Origin of the sequence: Natronococcus sp. A-GB7 (assembly GCF_029688865.1) — an archaeon.
GTDB lineage: Archaea > Halobacteriota > Halobacteria > Halobacteriales > Natrialbaceae > Natronococcus.
In genome coordinates, this window is sequence record NZ_JARUKV010000024.1 from 76,228 (window position 1) to 82,856 (window position 6,629).

A 6,629-nucleotide genomic window follows, 5' to 3' on the forward strand; every position below is an offset into this window, starting at 1 on the left:
GTTAGGCGAACTGATCGAGCCCCCTGATCCGGACCGGCAGCCCCTGCAGGCCGTCGCGCTGGAAGTCGGCGATCGCCCGGTTGACCTCGTGGTAGCCCAGCACGTCGGCATCGATCAGCTGCCGAACGATCTCCGCGCGGCGGTCGAGTTCGTCGTAGATCCGACGGGTATCCTGGTAGCCGAGCAGCGTCGCGATCTGTTCCTCGAGGACGTAGGAGTTGTTCCGACCCGTAAACGAGACGACGTCGTCCCTGGGATCCCAGCGGAACGCCTGTCGGGTGACGACGCCGCCCTCGTAGTCGGAGTAGCCCTCGATCTCCTGAACCGAGGTGACCCGACGGAGGACGTCGTCGCCCTGTTTGACCCGGTTCTGGAACAGCGCGACGTCGCAGTTGTCCATGAACGTCTCGGGAACGTCGATCGGGCTCCCGGTAAAGCGCTGGATCATCGAGACGATGTCGCTGGCGTGGAAGGTCAGCATCACCGGGTGGCCGGTCTGGGCGGCCTGGAACGCCATCTGGCCCTCCTCGCCGCGGACCTCGCCCACGACGATGTAGTCGGGTCGCGAGCGGAGCGCGGCCGCCACCAGGTCGAACATGTCGACGTCGGCGCTCTCGTCGCCCGACCCCTCCCGGGTCAGGAGCTGCTGCCAGGTGTCGTGGGGCGGGATTACCTCCGCGGTGTCCTCGGCGGTGTAGATCTTGGCGTCCCGCGGAATAAACGAGAGCGCGGCGTTCAGCGTCGTCGTCTTCCCCGAGGCGGTCTCGCCGACGACGAACACCGTCTGCTCGTTCTCCAGACAGAGCCAGAGGTAGGCCGCCAGCTCCGGGCTGAGCGTCCCCCACTTCGTGATCTGGAGGACCGAGAGGGGAACCTCCTCGCCCTGTCGGATCGTCAGCGAGGGCCCCTGGACCGAGACGTCGTCGGAGTAGATGATATTTATACGGGAGCCGTCGGGCAGGGTGGCGTCGATCACCGGATCGGAGTCGCTGACGGGGTGGTCCATCCGTTCGCCCATGTTCCGGAGCCACTGTTCGAACTCCGCCGACGTGCCGAAGTCGACGGTCGCCTCGATCATCCCGTAGGTGCCGTGATCGAGGTAACACTGGTCGGGGCCGATGACGTGGATGTCCTCGTTGGCGGTGTCAGTCATCACCGGTTCCAGCGGGCCGAGGCCGACGATGTCGCGCTGGAGCTGGTAGCGCAGGCGGGAGAACTGCTCCTCGGTCACGGAGAGCGTGCTCGTCCCGAAGGCGTCGAGCAGCCCGCCCGAACTCGGCTCCTCGGTCGTCCCGGAGCCGATCTCGACGACCTCGTCCAACAGGGCGTCGATGTGTTCCTCGAACGCCTCGCTGTCGGTCGGGGCGGGCCGCGTGACGCTCTTGTCGAGGATCCGCTGACGGATCTCGTCGTACAGCTCCCCGTCGCCGTCCTCGAGGATCGGCTCGACGCAGTAGTACGTCGTCGAGATGCCGACGTCGCCATAGACGTGACAGAAGATCGGCTCCTCGGGGGTGTAGATCACGTTCGGCCGGGGGGACTCCCAGCCGGGACCCGGCTCGTCGATCAGGACCGGGTACTCGCCGTGTTCGGCGTAGAACCCCTCGAGATGTTCGCGGAGGTGGGGGTGGTCGTCGGCGAACGCGGCGAGGTCGTCCTCGAGTCGTGGCGTTCCGAAGTCGGACATCTCAGGCGACCGTCCGGCTGATGATCGAGACGCCCCGTCCCTGCTGGACGCTGAAGCCGATCGTGTCGTCGACCGGGGCGTTCATGTTCTGGAACCGCCGAACGCGGATGCTCCGCCTGACCTCCTGGCCGACCGCCGTCGTCTCGATGTCGAAGTAGACGTCGGCGACGCTTCGCAGCGGATGCAGGGCGTCCTCGTCGATCCCGCTCGGATCGACCGTCAACACGATCGACTTGCCGCCTCTCGTCATCCGCCGGAGGAAGGTGACGAGCCGTTGAATGACCCGATCCTCGTCGTCGGTCTCGGTGCCCGCCTCGTAGTTGGGGTCGTGGCGCAACAGCGCCGAGAGGGTGTCGACGTAGACGACGTCGGCCCGCCAGAGCCGCTCGGCGTCGACCAGCCGGGCGAGCAGCTGGCGGGTCGGCCCCGCGTCGTGGGTGTCGACGTTCGCGTGCAAAAAGAGGAGTCGTTCGGCCAGCAGGAGGTCGACGACGTCGTAGGACAGCGAGTGCATCTGGTCGACGAACTCGCCTGCCTCGAGCTCGCTCGAGACGTAGCTGACGTCGGTCCCCTCGGTCGCCATCCCGTAGGCGAACCGCTGGGAGAGCGCGCTCTTGCCGGCGCCGTCCTCGCCCTCGACCAGCACGATGCTTCCGGTCGGGATGCCGTCGCCGACGGCGTTGTTCACCCGGTCTCGATCCGTCAGTCCGATAGAGTAGTGGTCAGTCATGATTACGTTCGAAATTCGAACACCGCGCGGCTGTCGTTTTTCGTGACGACCGCCCGGTGTTCCTCGCCGGTCTCGAGGGTCCGATCGATCTCGAGTTCGGCGACGGCACCCGATCGCCAGTGGTCGTCACCGTGGATCTCGATCTCGAACTCGCCGCTCGAGACGTACTCGCCGTCGACGAGCACGTCGAGGCCGGCGCCGTCGCTGGCGAGGGTCTTCTCGCCGGTGTTTTTGACGTACAGCGTGACGGTGCCGTCGCCCTCGTCGTAGACGGCGTCGCTGCCCGCGTCGCTGATGATCGCGATGTCGGTGTCGATCGCGTCCGCGGTGTTACCGGTCTGGGTGCTGACGGAGCTGCTCACGTCGGTCACCGTGGTCACGAGGGTTCCGGCGACGCCCGCGGCGACGATCATCGCCGCGATGAACAGGATCAGACTCGAGATCGAGGTGCTCGACACCTCAGACCGCCTCCGTGGTCGCGACGCCGCGTTCCGTGACGAGCTTGACCCGGTCGGGGTCGTCCGGCAGGTCGGAGTCGTCGACGGTGATCGTCAGCTCCTCCTCGGGGAGCCACAGCTCCCGATCGGGCTCCCCGTCGACCTCGAGGTCTCGGTCGTCGGGGATCGTCCCGTCGACCAGCAGCGTCGTATCCGCGGCCGACAGCGACGTCGAGCCGTCGTTTCTGGCGGTCACCGTCAGCTCACCGTCCGCGTGCTCGACATCCTCGAGCTCGACTGCCGCGTTCTGGACCTCGAGGGCACGGTTATCCCGGTCTTCGATCGCATTCTGGCGTAAGTCTTGTGCCGACTGCAAAGCGGGGTAGGCCACGCTGACCGCGACGAGGACTCCGACGAGGATGATCGCCGTCGCACCGCTGGTGCTGAATCCCATCTTCGGTCACCCGCCGTCAGGGCTCGACGGTCCGTCCGATCTCGCCGATCTCGCTGAGCTGGACGATGTACGCGTAACTGTCGGCGTGGTCCTCGGCGGTCAGTTCCGCCGCACCGTCGGCGTCGATCTCGAGCCCGGGTCCCGCGAGGACGTCCTCGAGGTGGACCCGCACGTCCTCGCCGATCCAGCCGAGTTCGACGTAGTACGACAGCGCTTCGAGGGTCGCTCGCGGCCCGCCCGACTCGAGTAAGTCCGCGAGCCACTCGAAGACGACCACGTCGGTCGCGTAGGTGTCGGGCAGCGTTCGAAGCGCGGGCTCGTCGGGGCCGCGGGGCTCGGACTGTGGTTCCGCGGCCGGTTCGGGTTCGGGCTCGGGCTCGACGGAATCGACCTCGTCCTTGAGGTCGTCGAACGAGACCGTCTCGCTCTCGGTCACCTCGTTCGTGTCGGCGTGCTCGGCGCCGAAGACCTCGAACCCGTTGTCGGCCTCGCCCTCGCCGGTGAACGGATTGACGTCGTCGGTCACCTGATCGTACAGTCCCAGCAGCCGTCGCACGCGGTCGTTGAGCTCGTCGACCTGCGAAACGACCTGCTCCTGGGAGTCCTGGATCGCGTCCAGGCGCATCTCCGTGTCCTCGATGGACTCCTCGAGGCCATCGGTGCGGTAGTACAGCTCGTCGATCGCCTCCTCGTCGGGGCCGTCCTCGCCGCCGTCGGCCTCGGCCTCGCGCTCGTCGTCAAGCGGCGCGGGCTCGAGGGGAGCGAACTCGCCGTCTTCGTCCTCGTTGTCGTCCTCGAGGGCCGCCTCCTCCTCGGTGTCTTCGAGTTCGTCCTCGCCGCCCTCGTCTGCGACGCTCTCGTCGAACTCCTCGAGTTCGGGTTCGGACGCCTCGTCCCGGTCGGGGGGCTCGAGACTCTTCGGGTCGGGATCGGCGTCGGGGTTGCCGCGACCGAGCAGCCCCGATAGCCAGTTCAGTCCCGCGGCCATCCTACCGGCCCTCCGTCGGTGCCCCGTCGCCGACATCGGCCGGCTCGTTTCCTGTGATATCGTGGTTAGACATAGTCGCCTCTTGTGACAGGACCGCTAAAGTTCTCTCCACGAGTTCAGCGCTCGTTTCGAGCCGTGAGTCGAGCCTCGAATCGAGACGTGAACTGACAGCTACCTTGATAATCAACTCGTTTGAAATTCAGGCGGGGACGAACCCCTAGAATCCGCGCCGTCGCCAGATTCGCCCGAGCCGGCCTCGAGCCCCGGTGCAGCTCTCAGCCCGCTGTCACAGCGTGTGGTCGCGGGGTGACGCTCGAGTCGGCGGCCGCCGTAACTGGTGGCTCGCACACCCACGGGTGCGCTCGGGACGCGTGACACGCGGGGACACTAATACAATCAATGTTCGAAAACATAGCAGACAACGACGAACGCGGTCAGGTGGGTATCGGCACCCTGATCGTGTTCATCGCGATGGTGCTGGTCGCAGCGATTGCGGCCGGTGTCCTGATCAACACGGCCGGCTCGCTCCAGAGCCAGGCCTCCGATACAGGTACAGAGACCCAGCAGGCGGTGGCGAACCAGATTGAAGTGACCCATGCGGTTGGGTACACTTCTTCCGCTGACGTGGTTGACACTCAGTATGGAGGCGATATCGACGACGGTGAAGTCGGATTCGTCGACATGATCGTCAAGAAGTCCGCCGGTTCTGACGTCATCGACCTCGAGTCGATGACCGTTCAATACACGAGCGCATCGGCTGATGCCACGCTCGAGTACGATGATGGACACGGAGACGGTGCTGAGGAATCACTGGATGAATTTGTTGGCGCTGACAATGATGCTACCTTCGCGACAGTCGAGGCTGGTCAAGATCCGGCTGAGGACTCCGCCATCGATGTTGCGGACGAAGGAACCGCTCTAACCGATACTAGTGATCGAGTTCTCCTTCGTATCGACGTTGCTGCAATCGAGGACGATTATGCACTCGAGTCCGGTGACAGTGCGACGGTCGCACTGACCGACCAGTCGGGTGCGCAGTACACCTACGGCATCACGACGCCCCCGAGCTTCGTCGATAAGGACGTGGTGGAGGTCTAACCATGTTCGAGCGAATCCACTCCGAGGATGAGCGCGGTCAGGTCGGTATCGGTACGCTGATCGTGTTCATCGCGATGGTGCTGGTTGCGGCGATCGCAGCCGGCGTCCTCATCAATACGGCCGGCTCGCTCCAGAGTCAAGCCTCCGACACTGGTTCCGAAACCCAGCAAGCAGTGGCGAATCAGATCGAAGTGACACACGCTGTTGCTGAAAACCAGTTCGAGTGGCACTCAGATGTAGACGATCCTCCAGGAGATCTATCTACTGAAGGTGAGGTCGAGTCTGTGTCTATCCCTGGTGAGCATATAGAGGGCGATGCCGAGTACCAGGTCAACGACGATAGAACCTACAACGAGCTCCGGTTATCGGTTAAACAGTCAGCCGGATCGGATGTGATCGACCTCGAGTCGATGACTGTCCAGTACACGAGCGATGAGGAATCTCGCACGCTCTCTCACGAGAGCCAGGTAGAGAATATTGGAAGTGTGGAAGACCTAGAATCGGAAGAGAATCTGGATCCGTTCTTCGTTACGGCGGATGCTGTCGATCGTAGCGAGGTAGAGACGTCGCTTACCGAAACCGAGGACCGGGTCGATGTCATCATCCCGCTGATCGGTGACGAGGAGGCTGGTGGCGGCGTTGCTGATGGTGACGGTTGGACTGACCAACAAAACCAGCCGAGCGCCCTCGAGACTGGTGACAGCGCCTCGATTCAGCTCGTCGACCAGTCCGGTGCCGAGTACTCCTACGGTGTGACGATGCCGTCGACTGTCGACCACCCGGCAGAACAGCCAGTCGTCTCAGTATAACGTGATACAATGATTAACACACAGAATTCAAACTCCGAAAACGATCGCGGTCAGGTCGGAATCGGAACGCTCATCGTGTTCATCGCGATGGTCCTGGTCGCAGCGATTGCGGCCGGCGTTCTGATCAACACGGCCGGCTCGCTCCAGAGCCAGGCCTCCGACACCGGTACAGAAACCCAGCAGGCAGTGGCGAATCAGATCGAAGTCGTCCATGCTTATGGCGAAACAGACGGAGAAGATACTGTTGATGAACTCAACCTTGTAGTGAAAAAATCTGCAGGGTCTGACGTGATCGACATGGAATCGCTCACCCTTCAGTATACAAGCGATTCAATGTCTCAAACACTTGAACATGGCGACACAACTGAATCTGGAGAATTCGGTACTGCAGCATTATAGTAGTCGTTAGAACTTTCTACTCGGAGG

The 6,629-nt window shown here is 63.5% G+C and carries 7 protein-coding genes and 1 pseudogene; 3 read left to right on the forward strand and 5 right to left on the reverse strand.

Translation table 11 applies throughout. From position 1 onward, the window contains the following. Nucleotide 1 precedes the first annotated feature (1 nt). The 5 genes from QA609_RS19035 to QA609_RS19055 are packed head-to-tail and all read right to left on the reverse strand — an operon-like array spanning nt 2 to nt 4,296. The gene (locus tag QA609_RS19035) at nt 2-1,687 is read right to left on the reverse strand and encodes a type II/IV secretion system ATPase subunit (protein ID WP_278304202.1); all 1,686 of its coding nucleotides are present in this window, start codon (nt 1,685-1,687) and stop codon (nt 2-4) included. Nucleotide 1,688: 1 nt separating this feature from the next. Further along, on the reverse strand, nt 1,689-2,417 hold the full coding sequence (locus QA609_RS19040) for an ATPase domain-containing protein (RefSeq protein WP_278304203.1): 729 nt from the start codon (nt 2,415-2,417) through the stop codon (nt 1,689-1,691). A 2-nt stretch (nt 2,418-2,419) separates the two neighbouring features. Continuing rightward, nucleotides 2,420-2,875: a flagellar protein G gene (locus QA609_RS19045; RefSeq protein ID WP_278304204.1), complete on the reverse strand. Its 456-nt coding sequence runs from the start codon at nt 2,873-2,875 to the stop codon at nt 2,420-2,422. 1 nt (nt 2,876) lies between these two features. Next, nucleotides 2,877-3,308, reverse strand: a complete 432-nt coding sequence (locus tag QA609_RS19050) for a flagellin (protein WP_278304205.1) — start codon at nt 3,306-3,308, stop codon at nt 2,877-2,879. A 16-nt stretch (nt 3,309-3,324) separates the two neighbouring features. Continuing rightward, a complete protein-coding gene (locus tag QA609_RS19055) occupies nt 3,325-4,296 on the reverse strand; it encodes a FlaD/FlaE family flagellar protein (protein WP_278304206.1) in 972 nt (323 codons plus the stop codon). A 399-nt stretch (nt 4,297-4,695) separates the two neighbouring features. Here QA609_RS19055 and QA609_RS19060 point away from each other — a divergent pair, with 399 nt between their 5' ends. The 3 genes and pseudogenes from QA609_RS19060 to QA609_RS19070 all read left to right on the forward strand — a co-directional run. Then, nucleotides 4,696-5,394 carry an archaellin/type IV pilin N-terminal domain-containing protein gene (locus QA609_RS19060; RefSeq protein WP_278304207.1) on the forward strand — a complete coding sequence of 233 codons (699 nt, stop codon included), beginning with the start codon at nt 4,696-4,698 and terminating at the stop codon, nt 5,392-5,394. A gap of 2 nt (nt 5,395-5,396) precedes the next feature. Further along, nucleotides 5,397-6,203: an archaellin/type IV pilin N-terminal domain-containing protein gene (locus QA609_RS19065; RefSeq protein WP_278304208.1), complete on the forward strand. Its 807-nt coding sequence runs from the start codon at nt 5,397-5,399 to the stop codon at nt 6,201-6,203. Nucleotides 6,204-6,212: 9 nt separating this feature from the next. Then, nucleotides 6,213-6,557, forward strand: a pseudogene (locus tag QA609_RS19070) (archaellin/type IV pilin N-terminal domain-containing protein); the annotation flags it as partial. Nucleotides 6,558-6,629: the final 72 nt, after the last annotated feature.

Excerpts from the sequence above, each read along its gene's own strand:
- QA609_RS19035 (WP_278304202.1), bottom strand. The coding sequence starts at position 1,687 with ATGTCCGACTTCGGAACGCCACGACTCGAGGACGACCTCGCCGCGTTC.
- QA609_RS19040 (WP_278304203.1), bottom strand. The coding sequence starts at position 2,417 with ATGACTGACCACTACTCTATCGGACTGACGGATCGAGACCGGGTGAAC.
- QA609_RS19050 (WP_278304205.1), bottom strand. The coding sequence starts at position 3,308 with ATGGGATTCAGCACCAGCGGTGCGACGGCGATCATCCTCGTCGGAGTC.
- QA609_RS19055 (WP_278304206.1), bottom strand. The coding sequence starts at position 4,296 with ATGGCCGCGGGACTGAACTGGCTATCGGGGCTGCTCGGTCGCGGCAAC.
- QA609_RS19060 (WP_278304207.1), top strand. The coding sequence starts at position 4,696 with ATGTTCGAAAACATAGCAGACAACGACGAACGCGGTCAGGTGGGTATC.
- QA609_RS19065 (WP_278304208.1), top strand. The coding sequence starts at position 5,397 with ATGTTCGAGCGAATCCACTCCGAGGATGAGCGCGGTCAGGTCGGTATC.